Here is a 14,047-nt window from a genome sequence, read left to right on the forward strand (position 1 = left end):
ACGTAAAAACTACGCCACAGCCCTGGCAGGCCATCGCGCAGCGATTTTGTTCAATCGGAATATATATAGGAGGAACGAAATGAAAGAAACACTGGAATTCAATCACAAAAAACAATGTGGTTTATGGCTGATTCTTATCGGAATTGTGCTAATAATAGCTGTCATTTGTGGTGGTAAGTTCTTTGTTAATCCATTTGTGTTTTTGATAGGCTATTATATTTGCTTTTTTGGCGTCAACGTAAATAAAAAACTCAGAGATAAACTATCTCAGGGAGATATTTCCAAAAAGCAAATAAAGGTAATTTACTTTTCGATTACAGCGTTGTTCATATTGATGTTTTGTATTGCTGGCCCGTTTATCCCTGGGTGGCATTGGAGGCAAATATGGCTGGGTGTACTAATGGCAACATCAATACATTTCTTTTTGTGGTTTTTTGTACATGGTTGGAGCATGGTAGTGTTGGGGATTGTATGTATAGTTATCGCAACAACGGGCTATATGTTCCAAAGTATACCCGTTTCAATTATTTGCATTGCTGATGCGGTAACTAAATTGATATGTGGAGCATATTTGTTATTCATTGCAAAACCATCAAAATTCATTCCTAATACGACGAAGTAACGAATGTATAAAAAAGTAAATTCCTGTTTGTCGGGAAGCTGAAAATCCCTGACGAAAGGGCGCACTTCTATACATGGTCTACGACCATGTATCGTGCGCTCTGCGAGGCTAAAACCGAATACTGTCACCCTTGACCGTTTACCCGACACAGCAGGTAGACGGTCTTTTATTTTGCGAAAAAGGAGGTCACACATGATGGACAAATCATACGAGGAATGGGAAAAGGAGTATGCCGAGGCCACCGCCAAGCTGGAGCAGTACCAGCACCGAGGCCAGCGGTATGAGAACCGTATCCGCTACTACACCCAGGGCGAGAGGAAGAAGCGAAACCACCGACTTATCACCCGTGGCGGAGCGGTGGAGAGCGTCGTCCCGGAAGTACGGAACATGAGCGAAAGGGACTTTTTTCTTTTGATGGAAAAGGTCTTTTCCCTGCCGGAAGTTGCCGCCCTGGTGAGCCACGCTACCGACCAGCAGGAGGGCGGATAATTGGCCCTGTTCCATCTCCACGTCACCCAGGTCAAGCGGAGCGCGGGACAGTCTGTTGTTACGTCCGCCGCCTACCGAGCCGGAGAGAAATTGTATAGCGAGTATTACGGCGAGGTCAGCGACTACACCCACAAGGGCGGTGTGGTCTGCACAGACATTCTCCTGCCACCCCAGGCCCCCGCCGAGTACCAAGACCGCGCTACCCTCTGGAACGCCGTAGAGAAGGCCGAGCGCGGCAAGAAAGCCCAGCTTGCATATAGCTTTGACATTGCCTTGCAGAACGAGTTTTCGATGGAGGAAAACATCGCTCTTGCAAGGCAATTTGTATTGGAGCAGCTTGTGGGCCGTGGCATGATTGCCGATTTTGCTATCCACCAGCCGGACAAGGAAGACGGTGGCATCCCTAACCCGCACTTTCATGTCCTCTGCCCTATCCGGCCTATCGAGGAAAGCGGCAAATGGGGCTTTAAGCAGAGGCGCGTCTACCGTCTGGACGAGAACGGGAACCGCATCATGGGCGAGGACGGCAAGCCCTTCTTTGACGCTGTTCTCACTACCGACTGGGGAAGCCCGGAAACGCTGGAACAGTGGCGGAGGCATGGGCCGCTATGGTGAACGCCAAGTTTGAGGAAAAGGGACTGACGTGCCGCATCGACCACCGCTCCTATGAGCGGCAGGGACTTGACCTGCTGCCTACCGTTCATGAGGGTGTGGCCGTCCGCCAGATGGAGGCCAGGGGCATCACCACCAACAAGGGCGATTTGAACCGCTGGATAAGAAAAGCCAACAATATTCTGCGGGATATTCGCAAGAAAATCGCCGGCCTGACGGATTGGATTAAGGCCATAAAAGAAGAATTGAGCCAGCCCCAGGCACCCGACCTTGCCGCCCTGCTGACGGACTACTATGAGGGCCGGAACGCCGGAGCATGGAGCCGCAATGCCAAGATTGGGAACCTCAAAGATTTTGCCGAGGCCGTCAATTTTCTGACCGAGAGGGGCATTGCCACGCTGGAAGATTTGGAGGCCCATATCGCCGTCCAGGGTGAGCGGGCGGAGGCCATCAACACGTCCATGAAAGCCAAGCATGACCGGCTGAACGAGTTGAAGGAACTGCTTCGTCTTGTTGACCTCTACCGAGACACCAAGCCCATCTATGACGAGTGGAAGGGTATCAAGTGGAAGGGCAAGCGGGAGGACTTTGAGAGGGCACACGAGGGCGAGTTGCGGACATTCCACATGACCCGCCGCAAGCTGGACAAGCACCGTTCCTCTGCTGGTAAAATCCCCGCCCATGCGTGGGAACAGGAGCAGGCGAGGCTTCACCAGGAGTACACAGCCGAGTATGAGCAGTACAAGCCCATCCAGGACGATTTACGGAGGCTGCAACAGGTGAAGCGGAATGCCGATGTTGCCATACGCCAGCAGGAGCAGACCCGGCAGAAGCGGCGGAAGGCGGAGCGGTGAAGCGTGGACATTTAGGACTTTGTATGCCTTGCGCTCCAAGGGCTTCTGGACGGCCCTCAGAGGGGGCTGATACTTTCCCTTCCCCCGCTCCAACGTGAGCGACAGAACAACGCTGACGTGGCGGCAGAGCGCACCGCCGCACCACCGCCGGATTAACTTTGGTGAACGATGAAAGGAGAGCCTATGACCAACGACCCCAGCATGACGATCACCAGCACCATCCCCGCCCCGGAAGGGAGCGACAGCACCAGCAGGGAGGGCAAGACCATCCCCCTGCCCGTGACGGAGGCGGCAACGCTCCACCCGCCCAGGACGCACCGCCGCCCGCCCTGGTGCAGAAAATCGGCAACACCACTTATGAGGTGTCGTTCCATTTCAGCACCACCAGCAGGGAAACCATGAGCGACAAAATCAACCGCCTTATCCGCCGGGAACTGGACGCATCTTGATTTTTTCAAAATTTCCGCACTCTGTCCTTGACAAACCGAGCGAAAAGGCACCGTTGTTCTCGAATGCGGTAAAATGCTGCAGCGGGGCGGATATGAGATAAAAATCCTCAATAGCATCAATTTTAAGGAATCCATGAAGTACAATCCGTTCCGTTATATCCGCTGTGAGAATGACATTTTAAAGCTGGTCAGCTGCATCATGGAGAACACAAAGGGGGAGGACAGCAGGGGCGGGGAGGATTTCTGGTCCAAAGCGGAAGCATTGTATTACCAGGCACTGATTGCCTATATCTGGTATGAGGCGCCGGAGGACGAAAAGAACCTGAACACCCTGCTGGAGATGCTCAATGCCAGCGAAGTCCGGGAGGAGGACGAAATCTTTAAAAATGCCGTGGATATGATGTTTGACCGGCTGGAACAGCGCGACCCGGAACACTTTGCAGTAAGGCAGTATAAAAAATACAAAATGGCGGCGGGTGATATATGCTCTAAATGACTTCTTAATCACGAGATTTTCTCATGGTTAGTGAAGGACACATTTAGAGCATATTTCATGTAAGGAGGCAGACGCTATGACGAAAACCAAAATCACTCCATTATACGAAAGATTGAGCCGTGACGATGAATTGAATGGGGAATCCAATTCCATCAACAACCAAGAGTTAATATGTAAAGGGTGGTTTCTGCCACCTAATACATATGACTGCGGCTCATTTGTGGTGAATTGAAAAGCAGTTGTAAGAAAGGAGTCAAAAAAGCCTTATAACCGCTGGAAATCAACACAAAAGGAGCTGATATTCTATGAAATCTATCTTTGAAGAAATGGGCAGTACATATCGTCAAGTAGGCGATTATCTTATCCCCAACCTCGTCCTGCCAGATACCGGCAATTATCAGATCGGCAAATACGGGCATATGCGCCGCAGCTGTCTAAAAGAGCACCGTCAAATTCTCTACAACAATTATGTACTGGAGGGCACATTGTTCAAACACTTAGCTGAAATTGACCAAGCCTGCAACGAACGCATGGAAATCATCGTTTCCGCTATGTCGGAGCAGGAGGGCGTAACCGAAGCACTCAAAGCGGCTGACCAAATGGAATGGGTGCGCCGTATCAATTCTATTCATAACCGTGCGGAAGAAATTATTTTGACTGAACTTGTATATACTTAATTGAATGCCCGTTATCGGCTGTATGTCTGATAACGGCATCCTCTTTTTGTGCAGTTAATCGTTTTTGATTTTCCAATAACCCTTACGATCTGAACCAATACGCTCAATAATATCTTTTTCTTTCATTTCTTTCAATTTCTGTGATACCGTTTTCCTGCTAACGGACAGTTTCTCTGCTATTGCAGTTGAGGTATATGCCGGATCTTCAGAAATAAGTGAAAGAATCTGTATAGATTTTTCATCCAAACGATCTGTCACCTTTTCTGTTACTCCATCTGTCACCTTGCGGGTAACAGAACGAATAATTCTGTCTTCCGGTGCAGTAAATTCAATCATAATATCGCCGGGATTGATTGTGTAAACAGGCTGAGGAACGCCGTCTTTCTCACAGGCAGAGCAGATTTTCTCAATTCCACGTCCCCAGCTTTCGATGAAGCCTGCCAAATAGAACACATGGGCAATATTGGGATTGTAAGGACTGGAAGCGTGTTTACGCATCAAGTTCTCCAATGTCCAGTTTTCGGGCAGACAACCGCAGTTGGCAATATACAGCCTGTCCTCATACACGCTTATCTGAATCGGAACACCGGACTGATATTGCTTATGGCACAAGGCGTTTAGCAGAGCTTCTCGCAGAGCAGCTTCCGGCACAAAATATCTCTCAATACGCTGCATACCCTCGTAGGTAATTTTTGCTTTCATATACTTTAGATATACGAGTTCCACGATTTTATCAATCTGTTCCAAGATAGAGCCGTGTATCTCGTCTTGATATAAAAGATCGGCATCGGTTTCAAAAAATCCGATTTTAACATATGCACCAAGCTGCCATTTTTCAGGGTCTTTTGAGAACAGGAGCATTGCCGCATTCGTAAGATATGAGCCATTCATCAGATGCAGCTTTTCCATAAGTATATCTTTCGGTTCATCCAGAACACTCTTGTCAATGCGTCCCTTCTTAGCTGCCCACTTCTTTAATCGATCAATAATGGAATCGTCAATGTCATTCAACGAAAATGCAGGTAAAGGAAGATTATCCCAAGTTGCACCACGTTTGCGCATCAAAAATGCCTCTAAAGCGGGACCAGTCAATATCTGCCGTGTGCTGCCGCTTCGATAATAATAAACGCCCTTGCACGAAATGCCTATCGGGTAGGAAGGAACATCTACCTCAATGTATTCTTTTCCGTTTTGTTCATATAAATTCACACCAACGATAATGCCCATAGCATCTCTGATTTTATTCGGTATATCTTCAAGAAGCTTATGAGCATTAGGTAACCCAATTACATTGCCGTCATCATCGCATCCAATGTAGATTTTTCCTCCTTGTGCGTTAGCATATCCGCAAATCCATTCCAGATATTCATCTTTCCATTTGCTTTTCCATTCAATATTTTGGCTTTCAGGCATTTTTGTCACCATCCTTATTTTTCTTTGTCCTACTTTTGTAAACATTATGCTTGTTCTTACACTGAGGGCTGCAAAATACAGCGCTTGGTCTACTTGCGACAAAAGCTTTGGTGCAATGCCTGCAAAGCTTAATCGGGTTTTCGCTGTCGGTCAGCATAAAGCTGAACAACATCTGAATACCCAGCAGCAGAGAATGAAAGTCCCAAACGATGGTCGGCTTATCCAACAGGGCGATATGGTAAGTCGGTGCTATGCCGCCGAAAGCCACCATGCTCTGCTGCATCATCTGCTGGGTTTCATCGTTCAGTGTATCATAATCCTCATAATAAAGGAAACGGTTGATATAGGTAAACGCCCAGTCGATGAACTGCTGCTTCATCCAGTCATACCGCTCCGCATATTCCCGCTGAAAGCTCATGTTGACAGCCATCGGCTTATCTGTCATGGTCAAAGCCAGTGCCATCATAACACGGTCATTCTGGATGTTCCACATGGACTCGATACCACGCTTGATCACATCCAGTTTGTCAAATGGGAAGAACAGTGCCAAATATTTTTCAGTGGACATGGTTTCTTCTTTGATAAAGTGGTTTTTCGGCAGGTACACTGCCTCATATTCCATAAAGTTAGGTGTGGTAGGTAACGCAGTCATCAGTCCAAACAAGCCGTATTTCACCGCAAATTGCTGGATAGCCTTCTGAATTTCGGCATCCGGCTTTTTGCTCATACCCATGCGTCCTATGTTGATGGCATCCAGCACAATTTTCTGATACTCTGCCAGCAGATCGTAGATACTCGGCTGTGCTGTCTTAGTGGGCATGAGATACAGAGTTCCGTCCTCTGCCGCCCTCCATTCATATTCACTATACCGCACCCAGTTAGAACTGGTGCGTTCAAAAAGGTTCTTCATATACAAAACCCTCGTCATGTATTGTAACCTAAATAACTTCAATTTATATTATCAATTATATGATTTCTTTTCTTCAGAATCAATCTCCGCCATATTTTCTTCTAAAAAATTTTTCTCCAATAAGGTCATTGGCTGCTGCTTTTCTGCTTTATCCAAAAGTGCAGGAAGCAGCTTTTTTCGTATCTTTTTGAGCATCGTACCACGCACCTTGCGGATGTTCCAGTCGCTTTGCTTCCGTATTTTAGCGATCCTTGTTGAGCCAAATAACCGGACAGCGCAAAGAAAGAGCAGCTCCTTGTGTTCCTCATTTAATTCCCAGAGTATTTTGGATAGGTATTCTTCCGTTACAAGCTCATGTATATCGTAAGGACAGTAGAAAATTGCGTCAATGAAATCACCTTTTCGTATCTGCTTTTCCAGCACATCGTTCAGCGTATCCGGGAAAAAGAGTTCATTGGCAGATGCCCCATAATCAAGAGGAGCATCATCACCGCTGCGGCTGAGTTCGTGATAGCGTTCCCTGCGCTCCCGATTAGCGTCCAGCCTGTCCCACCATGCAATCACATTTTCAAACTCCCGCTGTGTTCTGGCGGAATCCTCCAATCGTGCAAGGGCTTCTGCCCGCAGCTCTCGTTTGAGTTTCTTACGCGCTGATTCTTCCTCGTCAGTACCATCCTCAAAGGGATGTTCCTCGACGTCGGCTTCCAGTTCTTCGATGAGTTGTTCTTCTTTTGCGATCTGCCGCATGGCTTGTTCGGATAATTCGGTTTCTTCGGTATCCGTATCATTGTCAGCAAGAACAACTCGGTTCTTCCGCTTCCTTCGCTTCTTTTCGGGAAGATCGTCAGTGGCTTCTTCCTCATCGTCCCAAAGGGCATTTTCATCTTCTTCGTCATCGACTATGTAATCGGAATCGTCCGCTTCATATTCATCTTCATAGTCGGTATCTTCTTCATAAAAGCCGTCATGTTCATATTGTTCGGGATCGTCGAACACCGCAGACACCTCCCTTCAAAAATAATTTTGAAAATTTCTTGGATTCTCCGTAAAAACAGTTCCGCTAAGTACCCTGTATTTCTCCTATTAGTGAGGAGGTAATCTGTTTTGCCTATTATCAGATTACTTTCGACGCAAAATGAAGGGAGGAAACCGCCTATGTCAAACAATTATCGTGAGCTGACGGGCAGGGAGAAGCAGCGAATCAAAAAGCTGGTTACTTCTCTCTGCGCCAACTACGACAAAGAGTACGGCTGCCTGCCGTTGGACTGTAACTGTCCAATGTTGGGTATCTGCTTTACCAACAGCGCATTGTGCAGATGTTTCCGCAAGTCTGTCCTGTCGGAAGATGCAGAGTTGGAAGCCGTATTCACGCAAACACCGACCACTCATTGCAAACAATGCGGCAAGCCGTTCCCAACTGACGGGAAACGGGTGTACTGCTCACAGCACTGTGCCGAAGAAGCTCGCCGTAAGCAGACCGCAGCACGGGGGCTAAGTATCGTGAGAAACAACAACAGATGTAACGCTTTTGCCCTCGGAAAGCCTTGTGCCGCAAGGCTTTTTTGAGGGCATTTCTGCATTGGCAGGGTGTTAATACCTTTTGCTCGATTTTAACCACGAAAATGGTTACACCATGCCGGAACTAAACCTATTATACGAAAAAACCATGAACCTTTCAACACGAGGTAACTGCCTATGGCAAAAAACGAGAACAGTAATTTTTCTTATATGACTCGCCGCATTGGCGGCACCACCTATAAAGTTAAAATAGTATTCAGCGATACAGAGAAAGAAACGATGGAGGATAAAATTTTACGGATGATTCGCAATGAAACGGTTACAATTATTGGAACTTGTGGTATAATGGATTCACCACAAATGAGCCGACAGTCTGAAAGGAGCGCATCATGAGCGGAAAACAGACTGAAGGAAAAATCACAGCTTTATATGAAAGACTGTCCCGTGATGATGACCAGACTGGTGATAGCAACAGTATTGTCAATCAGAAAAAATACCTCGAAAGCTATGCCCATCAGAGAGGTTATACGAACTGTCAGCACTATACCGATGACGGTTGGAGTGGAGGAAATTTTGAGCGTCCCGCTTGGAAACAGCTTATTGCAGACATCGAAGCGTGCAAAGTCGCTCATGTCATTGTAAAAGATATGAGCAGGGCGGGACGTGACTATCTGCAAACAGGCTTTTACACGGAGGTATTCTTCCGTCAGCATCATGTTCACTTTGTGGCGATTGCCAACAATGTGGACAGCGACGATCAGAACAGCAATGAGTTTGCCCCGTTCCTCAACATTATGAACGAGTGGTATCTTCGTGATCTGAGCCGCAAGCAGAAAACAGCGATCCGTGTAAAAGGCGAATCTGGCAAACCTACCACCAACTGTGCTATTTATGGCTACAAGAAAATGCCAGGAGATAAGTACAGTTGGTATATCGACGAGGAAGCTGCTGTGGTTGTCCGTCGCATTTTCCGGCTGACCATCGAGGGTAATGGTCCCTATGACATCGCCCATATCCTCTATGATGATAAGGTGGAACCCCCTGCGGTCTACGCCGCAAAGCAGGGGCGTGGCGTATGGAAAAGTAAAGAGGAATTTCCCAATCCGTATAACTGGAGCGGTTATATTGTTGGACAAATTCTCTCCAAGCCGGAGTATATGGGGCATACGGTAAACTTCCGTTCCCACAAGCAGTCTTATAAAGACCAAAATCCGGTTATGAATCCGCAGGAGGACTGGATGATCTTTGAAGATACCCACGAAGCCATCGTAGATAGGGAAACATGGGAGCTTGCGCAGAAGCTCCGCAAGACACCACGGCGGCACGACACTTTGGGCGAAGCCAATCCGCTGACTGGACTTCTGTTCTGTGCGGACTGCGGAGCGAAAATGACCAATCACCGTTCCAGAGGCGGTACAGAGAATAATCCATATCCCTCTGATTTTTACGATTGCTCAACCTACACGCTGGCACATCAAAAGCGCGCTCATGCTTGCAGCGGTCACTATATTCGGACAAAAGCGGTCAGAGAGCTTGTTCTGGAAACCATCCGAACCGCCAGCACCTTTGCCATCGCCAATCAGGATGAGTTTATGAAAAAGGTGCGTTCTGCTTCTCAAATCAGACAGGCGGAAGTCGCAAAGGATACCAAACGCAAGTTGAACAAAGACCGTAAGCGTATTGCCGAGCTGGATAATATTATCAAAAAGCTTTATGAATCTTTTGCCATTGGGCGCATTACCGCTGAACGCTTTGATACTCTGTTTGCAGAATACGAAGAGGAGCAGAAAGCTCTTGTCACATCTGTATCGGATGCAGAATCGCATCTGTCCTCTTTTGAGGAAGATACTGACCGTGCAGCGCAGTTCCTTGCACTGACAAAGAAGTACACCGACTTTTCCGAACTGACTATTCCAATGATCAATGAGTTTATTGACAAAATTATTGTCCACGCCCCGGAAAAGATTGACGGGAATCGTGTGCAGGAGGTTGAGATTTATCTGAAATTTATCGGACGGTTTGAGCTGCCCGAACCGGAGCTGACACCGGAGGAGATCAAGCGGCAGGAACACCTCAAACGACACCACATCAAGAGCCGGGAACGCTATCAAAAAATCAGGGCTGGTGAACACGCAGTTGGTCAGCCATTTAAGCTAATCTGTAAATGCTGCAGTGAAGAATTTGAATCCAAGCGGTCAAATACTCTGTTTTGCAGTCCGAAGTGTCGTACTAAATTTTACCGGCAAGAAGCGGCGGAAAACCGAAAGCGGGAATGTGTCTGCAAGAACTGCGGAAAAACTTTTACCGCTACACGGAAAGATGTAAAATACTGCTGTGATGATTGTAGGACGGAAGCAAACCGTAGGATGCAGAAAGAACGCAATGCTGCGAAGCAAATAAAAAAGAACGAACCGATATTGCTTGATGCCCCTCCTGTTAAAGAAAATGGGCAAGAACAGAAAACAGCATAATAAATGACGCTGAAGGCGACTTGTGAGAATAAAATCTCATGAGCCGCCTTCTTTGCGTTTTCAGCCGGATGCGGCAGAAAGGAATAAAATCTATGACAGAAAATGAAAAGAAACTTTTGCAGGCGAAGCACAGATTGGAAGAAGCACAGATGCGTGACCGGCAGAAAGAGCAAAAAACACGGACACGGCGGCTGATTCAGGAAGGTGCGATTTTAGAGAAAGCATTACCGCAGACAACGCAGATGACTTTGGAACAGTTGGAGAATTTTTTATGCGAAGTATTCAAACCAATCCGATGATTTTTATGAGCGACCGGCTATCGATCGCTTTTTCTTTTTCCCGAAGGGCGCACTTACTCACCACCCCGAAGGGGCGGTGGTATTTCCTGCGGAAATCGTGCGCTCTGCGAGGCGGATGTAGCTCCTGCGGGAGCCGCTGGACAAGACTGCATTTCTGCCAAACTGCCAGCCTTGCCCATGCAGTCGGTGCAGGGGATTCTATTCTGGAATCCCCTGTTCATGGGGTGGTATATTGCCACCCCATCCCGCCGCCTGCCTGTGTCAACTTGCCCCTGGCAGCTTTACACAGATACAGGGGTGTAACGAATCGTTCCACCCCTGCTGGAGGTACGTCGCATTTCACGACGTACCTGTTGGAATCAGGTGCGGAAGAAGGGCTGCTGCATTTCACAGTAACCCTTCGGAAAGGATGGTAGGCAATGGCGATTTATCATTTATAGGCCAAAATGGTCAGCCGTGAAGCCGGACGCTCTGCCGTGGCTGCTGCGGCCTATCTGAGCTGTTCTCGGATGCTCAATGAGTACGACGGAGTGCAGCATGACTATACCCGCAAACAGGGCCTTGTGTGGCAGCAGGTTTTTCTGCCGGTTGCCGCTCCCGCAGAGTGGCAGGATCGAGAAATATTGTGGAATGCTGTGGAGGAAAACGAAAAAACAAAGGACAGCCGCCTGGCCCGTGAATTTGTGGTTGCTCTGCCGATTGAGCTGAGTAAAGCACAGTGGGAAAGGCTGCTGTCTGATTTTGTTTCTGATACCTTTGTGTCTGATGGGATGTGTGCAGATGTGGCAATTCATGATCCATACCCTCCCGGTCACAATCCCCACGCTCACATACTGCTGACGGTGCGCCCGCTGGATGAAAAGGGAAAATGGCAGTACAAGACCGAGAAAGAATATCTCTGTGTCAAAGACGGCGAGGAGCGGGGATTTACCGCCGCTGAGTTCAAACAGGCACAGGACGATGGATGGGAGAAGCAGTACCAGTATAAGGTAGGCAAAAAGAAGGTGTATATGACCCCATCCGCAGCGCAGACACAGGGCTATGAAAGGGTGTCCAAGTACCCCAAAAGCACCAAATACGGCAGACAAAATCCAATCTCTGAGCGTTGGAACAGCGAAGGACAGCTTATTTTCTGGCGCAAGGTATGGGCGGATGTGACCAATCTTCATTTGGAACAAGCTGAACGAGCAGAGCGCATCGACCATCGCAGTCATGCAGAACGAGGGCTTGAGGAGCAGCCCACCATTCATGAAGGTGTAATCGCAAGAGCACTGGAGAAAAAGGGGATCGTCTCTGATCGATGTGAACTGAACCGTCAGATCAAGGCGGACAATGCCCTTCTGCGAGAGTTGAAAGCGCAGATGAAGAAGATGGCACAGGCTGTCAAAAACAGTTTGCCTGCTATTGCAGAAGCTATGGAAACATTGCGTGCCAATATGATCGTATTTCGGTATCAGCTCCGTCATATCAGCCGGGGTAAGTACAAACTGAGTCAATATCTGGATGCTGCAAAGCCTACCCTTGCGGAGTATCTGGCGTTAGTGCAGAAAATCAAAACTGCCGCAAAGGAACGAAAAACCATGCTGACAGAGAAGAAAGAAATTCCTTTCTGGAATGCCTCAAAGCATAAGGAGCTATCTGCTAAAATTGCAAAGCTGACCGAGGATATTGAGGATCTGAAATCCGAAAAGGCTGTACTGCTTAATCAGTTAGACTGTGCGGATGATAGTGGAATTGCTGCTATCAAAAAGGACATTACTGCCGCAGAAGCCAGTCTTTCCAAGTTGGAACAGCAGGAAGAAAAGTATTCCTCTGAACTTGAAACTGCCCTCAGTGAATATGCAGATCTCAAAGAGCAGAGTACAGACTTTGATCCTGCTGAACTGTATGCACAGAGAATGGCGCTGCGTTCGGAGAAGTCTGCCTCCGCATCTAATCGTATCCACTCTGCTTATGGCGAAAAGTATGATCCTCTGCTGATGTTCGATAGTCAGAGAGACATAGCTAAGCTACTCCAAGAAGATGCAGAAAATCGTGTTTACCAGCAGGAGATGGAACAGCGAAAACGGCAGGAACAAAAAGAAAAGCCCAGACATGGTGATCTGGAGCGATAACGCACCAATTTACAAGAATTTGCTTGAAGGACGAACAAAGACAACCAACCGTAAAAAGTTGGTCGCCTTTGTTTTACATATTTCCAGATGATTCTTCTTGATTGATATGCTCTTCCGAGCTAAGTAGCCCAAAGTATTTTTCAAAAAATACTTTCAGTTTTTCGATAACTGTCTGCTTTTTCTTATCACGGGAACCACCGCCGCCAAAGCGGGAAACGGGTGGTAAAATCCTGTCTACATCAGTACCGGTTGTTTTGAGCACACCGTCACGGAAAGCATTTGCCACAAACTTTTTTGTTTCTTCCGGTTTTAACTTTTCTTCAGCAATCAGAGACTGTATATCAGTTTCCCGCCGCTCTCTTACAAAACGTTGCCAATCATCGGTTACATTTGTGTCAGCGTTGATTGTTTCAATGAAGTTCTCAATCAATTCTTTTTTTGAGCGCAGCTGCAAGCTGGATTTGATTGCTTTATCGATTGCAACAAGGATTTCCTTATTCTCGCAATTATCGTCATGGTATTTTGCAACCAGCATAAGGATATAATCGATATTGACTTCTACCTGCTTTACCAGTTCCAACTCAAAGACAACATCATCCATAATACTGTCTTTGTCACCGGCTTTTGGCTTGATTTCCTCATATACGTCATGATAAGTACCCGTATAATCCTGAAAATCAATAAGGGAAAGAATCTCATTGCCGACAAAACGGTCGAAGGCAGTTAGAATATTCCGAAGGCGGAGGATATTGCCAAATAGAATGATAAAATCCTTTTTATTCTGCTCACCGATGATAGGCTGTCCAAGAGGATATTTTTGCATCAACTCGGCAATGCGTTCCTCATAGCCTTTTTGTTTAAGCCCTTTTTCATCTACATAACCATAGTAATAATCATCATAGGATTTCAAAAGGACAATACCACTGGCATTTTTGTCTCCAAACAATTTGATTGCATCATTGGTCGCTTCTTCTAAATCACGGAAGCAGACAATATTACCATAAGTTTTGACCGAGTTAAGGATACGGTTTGTTCTGGAGAACGCCTGAATTAACCCATGCATTTTCACAATGTCATTAACTTAAGGAATCTTTTACATTTGAATTGTAAAAGGTTCCTTTTT

14 protein-coding genes and 2 pseudogenes are annotated in these 14,047 nt (G+C 47.0%); 12 read left to right on the forward strand and 4 right to left on the reverse strand.

Annotated elements, in window-relative coordinates; all coding sequences use genetic code 11:
- The 7 genes and pseudogenes from E5329_RS25415 to E5329_RS25440 all read left to right on the forward strand — a co-directional run.
- Positions 1-622 (forward strand): DUF6609 family protein (locus E5329_RS25415; protein ID WP_330572354.1); only part of this gene is annotated, 622 nt, incomplete at its 5' end.
- A gap of 171 nt (positions 623-793) precedes the next feature.
- On the forward strand, positions 794-1,111 hold the full coding sequence (locus E5329_RS25420) for a DUF3847 domain-containing protein (RefSeq protein ID WP_135992033.1): 318 nt from the start codon (positions 794-796) through the stop codon (positions 1,109-1,111).
- A pseudogene (gene mobQ / locus E5329_RS32345) lies at positions 1,112-2,577 on the forward strand (MobQ family relaxase). It begins immediately after the preceding gene.
- A gap of 332 nt (positions 2,578-2,909) precedes the next feature.
- Entirely contained in the window at positions 2,910-3,026 is a 117-nt protein-coding gene (locus tag E5329_RS31150; RefSeq protein ID WP_408634698.1) for a transposon-encoded TnpW family protein, read from the forward strand.
- A 34-nt stretch (positions 3,027-3,060) separates the two neighbouring features.
- Positions 3,061-3,504: pseudogene (locus E5329_RS25435) on the forward strand (type IV secretory system conjugative DNA transfer family protein); the annotation flags it as partial.
- Between the two features lie 94 nt (positions 3,505-3,598).
- The gene (locus E5329_RS32890; protein ID WP_168356773.1) at positions 3,599-3,754 is read left to right on the forward strand and encodes a hypothetical protein; all 156 of its coding nucleotides are present in this window, start codon (positions 3,599-3,601) and stop codon (positions 3,752-3,754) included.
- Between the two features lie 73 nt (positions 3,755-3,827).
- Positions 3,828-4,199, forward strand: coding sequence for a TnpV protein (locus E5329_RS25440; RefSeq protein ID WP_135992035.1), 372 nt, complete (start codon positions 3,828-3,830; stop codon positions 4,197-4,199).
- Between the two features lie 54 nt (positions 4,200-4,253).
- Here E5329_RS25440 and E5329_RS25445 read toward each other — a convergent pair whose 3' ends face one another.
- The 3 genes from E5329_RS25445 to E5329_RS25455 are packed head-to-tail and all read right to left on the reverse strand — an operon-like array spanning position 4,254 to position 7,518.
- Positions 4,254-5,612 (reverse strand): ATP-binding protein, encoded by a 1,359-nt coding sequence (locus E5329_RS25445; RefSeq protein ID WP_135992036.1) that lies wholly within the window; start codon positions 5,610-5,612, stop codon positions 4,254-4,256.
- A complete protein-coding gene (locus E5329_RS25450; RefSeq protein WP_135992037.1) occupies positions 5,605-6,522 on the reverse strand; it encodes a hypothetical protein in 918 nt (305 codons plus the stop codon). The genes E5329_RS25445 and E5329_RS25450 overlap by 8 nt, the downstream gene beginning before the upstream one ends.
- Positions 6,523-6,573: 51 nt before the next feature.
- Positions 6,574-7,518, reverse strand: coding sequence for a hypothetical protein (locus E5329_RS25455; protein WP_135992038.1), 945 nt, complete (start codon positions 7,516-7,518; stop codon positions 6,574-6,576).
- A 159-nt stretch (positions 7,519-7,677) separates the two neighbouring features.
- On the opposite strand from E5329_RS25455, the gene E5329_RS25460 reads away from it, so the two are divergent.
- The 5 genes from E5329_RS25460 to mobQ (E5329_RS25480) all read left to right on the forward strand — a co-directional run bounded on the left by E5329_RS25460 (position 7,678) and on the right by mobQ (E5329_RS25480) (position 12,924).
- Positions 7,678-8,088 carry a cysteine-rich VLP protein gene (locus E5329_RS25460; protein ID WP_275443737.1) on the forward strand — a complete coding sequence of 137 codons (411 nt, stop codon included), beginning with the start codon at positions 7,678-7,680 and terminating at the stop codon, positions 8,086-8,088.
- Positions 8,089-8,217: 129 nt separating this feature from the next.
- Positions 8,218-8,433 carry a transposon-encoded TnpW family protein gene (locus E5329_RS25465; protein WP_135992039.1) on the forward strand — a complete coding sequence of 72 codons (216 nt, stop codon included), beginning with the start codon at positions 8,218-8,220 and terminating at the stop codon, positions 8,431-8,433.
- Positions 8,430-10,511: a recombinase family protein gene (locus E5329_RS25470; protein WP_135992040.1), complete on the forward strand. Its 2,082-nt coding sequence runs from the start codon at positions 8,430-8,432 to the stop codon at positions 10,509-10,511. The genes E5329_RS25465 and E5329_RS25470 overlap by 4 nt, the downstream gene beginning before the upstream one ends.
- A 92-nt stretch (positions 10,512-10,603) precedes the next feature.
- A complete protein-coding gene (locus tag E5329_RS25475) occupies positions 10,604-10,810 on the forward strand; it encodes a DUF3847 domain-containing protein (RefSeq protein ID WP_135992041.1) in 207 nt (68 codons plus the stop codon).
- A 446-nt stretch (positions 10,811-11,256) separates the two neighbouring features.
- The gene (mobQ, locus tag E5329_RS25480) at positions 11,257-12,924 is read left to right on the forward strand and encodes a MobQ family relaxase (RefSeq protein ID WP_135992042.1); all 1,668 of its coding nucleotides are present in this window, start codon (positions 11,257-11,259) and stop codon (positions 12,922-12,924) included.
- Positions 12,925-12,997: 73 nt separating this feature from the next.
- Here the strand turns inward: mobQ (E5329_RS25480) and E5329_RS25485 are convergent, their stop codons facing one another.
- On the reverse strand, positions 12,998-13,987 hold the full coding sequence (locus E5329_RS25485; protein ID WP_330572357.1) for a type I restriction endonuclease subunit R, EcoR124 family: 990 nt from the start codon (positions 13,985-13,987) through the stop codon (positions 12,998-13,000).
- Between the last annotated feature and the right edge of the window lie 60 nt (positions 13,988-14,047).

The sequence above is a fragment of the Petralouisia muris genome, assembly GCF_004793545.1.
Taxonomy (GTDB): domain Bacteria; phylum Bacillota; class Clostridia; order Lachnospirales; family Lachnospiraceae; genus Petralouisia; species Petralouisia muris.

What these genes read in the sequence shown, in the direction of transcription:
- E5329_RS25465 (WP_135992039.1), top strand. Translation starts at nt 8,218, where the DNA reads ATGGCAAAAAACGAGAACAGTAATTTTTCTTATATGACTCGCCGCATT.
- E5329_RS25450 (WP_135992037.1), bottom strand. Translation starts at nt 6,522, where the DNA reads ATGAAGAACCTTTTTGAACGCACCAGTTCTAACTGGGTGCGGTATAGT.
- E5329_RS25475 (WP_135992041.1), top strand. Translation starts at nt 10,604, where the DNA reads ATGACAGAAAATGAAAAGAAACTTTTGCAGGCGAAGCACAGATTGGAA.
- E5329_RS25440 (WP_135992035.1), top strand. Translation starts at nt 3,828, where the DNA reads ATGAAATCTATCTTTGAAGAAATGGGCAGTACATATCGTCAAGTAGGC.
- E5329_RS25445 (WP_135992036.1), bottom strand. Translation starts at nt 5,612, where the DNA reads ATGCCTGAAAGCCAAAATATTGAATGGAAAAGCAAATGGAAAGATGAA.
- E5329_RS32890 (WP_168356773.1), top strand. Translation starts at nt 3,599, where the DNA reads ATGACGAAAACCAAAATCACTCCATTATACGAAAGATTGAGCCGTGAC.
- E5329_RS25485 (WP_330572357.1), bottom strand. Translation starts at nt 13,987, where the DNA reads ATGCATGGGTTAATTCAGGCGTTCTCCAGAACAAACCGTATCCTTAAC.
- E5329_RS25470 (WP_135992040.1), top strand. Translation starts at nt 8,430, where the DNA reads ATGAGCGGAAAACAGACTGAAGGAAAAATCACAGCTTTATATGAAAGA.
- mobQ (WP_135992042.1), top strand. Translation starts at nt 11,257, where the DNA reads ATGGTCAGCCGTGAAGCCGGACGCTCTGCCGTGGCTGCTGCGGCCTAT.
- E5329_RS25460 (WP_275443737.1), top strand. Translation starts at nt 7,678, where the DNA reads ATGTCAAACAATTATCGTGAGCTGACGGGCAGGGAGAAGCAGCGAATC.